Genomic DNA, 2,444 nt, shown 5'->3' with positions numbered 1-2,444 from the left:
ATTCAAATATATTTAAAGTCCTAAGACTTACGTTTACACCATTTATTGGTTGTGCCATTTCTGGCATTTGTTATTTTCATAACTTCTGACTATTTTCTCTATTCGGTTGTTAATGTCCTTTTCTACAATTCTTGTCGGCGGCGTTTCCCGCTGACAAAAATTATAGTATCATAAATTTGAAACTTCGTCAATAACTTTTTTTTATTTTTTTAATATTTGTTTTTCCTCTATATCCAACTCCTCAGCGAAAATAAGGTTTTCTGCTAATAGTCTCTCCTTTACTTCATTACAAAATTTTTCCCCTAAACTATATTTCAAAGTTTCTCCATAGGCCATTATCAGTGGAACATATTCATCTTCCAAAAATCCCTTTGGATTTTTTCTTCTAAACTTTGAACTTTGTGTCAACTCTCTATTTACGCATGGTGTATCATAGTAGTCTTCAATTGTGAATCCTGTTGTAAAATCATCAGGAACCGTTATATAAAGTAAACTCTCATCCTCTTCTGAGATTATATCTATAGGCCATAAGCTACATACTAAAGGTTTTTTTTCAACGATATCTTTAGCTCCTAGACCTTTCTCTAAACACATTGAATGTAAAGAGCAAAGTACGGACTCATTGTTGGGCTTAAAAGAACATGTACATAAAGATATCTCATTTTCTACAGTTTCCTCTGGAACCATACAGCTATCTTTTTTTATGCTTTCCACTATCTCCTCTACCTCATAGCCTCTCTCTAATAAAATATCAATATTTTTAGTTTTCTCATTATAGCTCTCTATATTATTCAGTATAAACTCTCTAGTAACCTTTTCATAAATTACTGGATTATCTGCACAACATGGATCTTGGCATCTAAAGCAATCAAAGTTGGCTAAATTTGAAAAAGCTGTGTAGTCTACAATAGCTTTGTATCTCTTCCCTCTCATTATAACCTCTGTTTCTAAAATATTCACTCTGGAAAAATGTTCTCTTAACATCTCCTCTCTCTCTTCACTTACCCTATATACCTCTTCACCTTTAGGATGGTTTAAAAACAAAAAATACTTCATATTTTCTCCTTAAAAAATTTAATATATCGCCTATATTTTATCACACTCTACTCTTTTTTTACAATTTTTACTTCATTTATAACTCCCTTTTATTTCTGGTTGTTTTTATCATCTTCTTATAGTAATATATTTAGTATAATATATTACTATACTATCCAATAGGGGGTACAATTTTGAATAAAAAAGTTGGGCTACAACCGGGAACTCTTCTTTATACTGGAGATCGTCAATCTACAGTGGAGATCCCTATCACTCATTATACCTACAATCACGAATCTTTCAAAAAAAATAGTTTTATTTTTAGAGATAATCTCTTTATAGAGCTGCACCCATCACATGTCAATTGGTTAAATATTGGCGGTATTCATAATACTGATCTCATAAAAAAAGTGGGTGAAGCTTTCAATATAGACTCCTTAATTTTAGAGGATCTATTGAATAGTTCTCAAAGACCAAAACTTGAGATTAGAGATGACTATATTTTTATAACATTAAAAATGATTTCTCACTCTAGCAAAAAACATAAATATGAGTATGAACAGATATCATTCATACTCTTTTCCAATCTTTTAATAACGTTCCAGGAGAATCCATTTGATGTTTTCGATAGTATCAGATGTCGTATTGAAAAGAGAAATGGAAGGCTTAGAACAAAGAAGGAGGGATATCTCACTTACTCATTAATCGATAGAATTGTTGATAACTACTTCGTTATAATTGAGGATTTAGAGGAAAGAATCGACGATTTAGAGGACAAGGTTACAACAGAGCCTAAAAAAGAGGATTTTGATGAAATTTTAGAGCTAAAAAAAGAACTTTTAAAATTTAGAAGAGCTTTAACCCCTTTGAAAGAGGTTTCTTCAAAGTTTAAAGATTCTGATATTCAGGAGTATTTGGGAGAGGATATTGATATCTATCTACGGGATTTACAAGATCATATAATTATAGCAAATGAATCTAATGATGCTCTTTTCAATAGAGGAAATGAACTTTTACAACTCTATCACTCCACTATTAGTACGGGGATGAATGAGATTATGAAAGTTTTAACTATGATCTCAAGTATTTTTATCCCTTTAAGTTTCTTAGCTGGTCTCTATGGTATGAATTTCCAGTATATGCCAGAACTGAGTTGGAAATATGGTTATTTTACCCTTTTAACAATTATGGGTACTATAATCATTGGAACTGCCTACTTTTTTAAAAAGAAAAAATGGTGGTAATATCTATTTCTTACTATTAATATTTTTTATAATTGGGAGGATTTTAACAAATGGAACAAACATTGGCAACTTTTCTTAATGAATTTACTGCTGCTCTCGCTAAATCAGCACCTATCTTTATTAAAAAGCTGATCTTTTTAGCTATCTTATGGGTTACTTATAAAC

The 2,444-nt window shown here is 30.8% G+C and carries 2 protein-coding genes; one reads left to right on the top strand and one right to left on the bottom strand.

Annotated elements, in window-relative coordinates; genetic code table 11:
- Nucleotides 1-201 precede the first annotated feature (201 nt).
- On the bottom strand, nt 202-1,056 hold the full coding sequence (locus ACMOUI_RS07990) for a hypothetical protein (RefSeq protein ID WP_418965199.1): 855 nt from the start codon (nt 1,054-1,056) through the stop codon (nt 202-204).
- Between the two features lie 173 nt (nt 1,057-1,229).
- Here ACMOUI_RS07990 and corA point away from each other — a divergent pair, with 173 nt between their 5' ends.
- A complete protein-coding gene (gene corA, locus ACMOUI_RS07985; protein ID WP_418965198.1) occupies nt 1,230-2,279 on the top strand; it encodes a magnesium/cobalt transporter CorA in 1,050 nt (349 codons plus the stop codon).
- Nucleotides 2,280-2,444: the final 165 nt, after the last annotated feature.

Source organism: Cetobacterium sp. (genome assembly GCF_048470075.1).
Lineage (GTDB): Bacteria > Fusobacteriota > Fusobacteriia > Fusobacteriales > Fusobacteriaceae > Cetobacterium_A.
This window is presented reverse-complemented; position numbering and strand designations above follow the sequence as displayed.

What these genes read in the sequence shown, in the direction of transcription:
- ACMOUI_RS07990 (WP_418965199.1), bottom strand. Translation starts at nt 1,056, where the DNA reads ATGAAGTATTTTTTGTTTTTAAACCATCCTAAAGGTGAAGAGGTATAT.